The 318-nt window shown below is 36.2% G+C and carries 1 pseudogene; it reads left to right on the top strand.

Annotated features, from left to right (window positions below):
* Positions 1–39: 39 nt before the first annotated feature.
* Positions 40–318 (top strand): annotated as a pseudogene (locus tag AAEY62_RS21350) (hypothetical protein); the annotation flags it as partial.

Genomic DNA, 318 nt, shown 5'->3' with positions numbered 1-318 from the left:
GCCACACACTTTGTAAAGAATGAATAAATTATATTGATGATGAAAAAACTAACCTCTTTTTTAAGCTTAACTTTTTGCCTATTTATTATTAGCTGCACTGAAGAAGTTGCCCAAGTTAATAGCACGCCGGGCGATGCTGCAACGGCTTATTTTGACGCGCTTTATAATCAAAAAAATCTGCATAAAGCCAGCACTATAGCAACCCCAAACCTTGCCCGCATTATGAAATCATATGGTACTGCTAAGCAATTTTCTCGCACCTTATTAAACATGCAATATGATCAAGTGGTTATAGAAGTTGATATGTCTAATATGAGC

Origin of the sequence: Pseudoalteromonas sp. GW168-MNA-CIBAN-0100 (assembly GCF_040309225.1) — a bacterium.
In the GTDB taxonomy this organism is placed as follows: Bacteria; Pseudomonadota; Gammaproteobacteria; order Enterobacterales; family Alteromonadaceae; genus Pseudoalteromonas; species Pseudoalteromonas arctica.
Note: the sequence above shows the minus strand (reverse complement) of the source record. Positions and strands in the feature narration are given on the sequence as shown.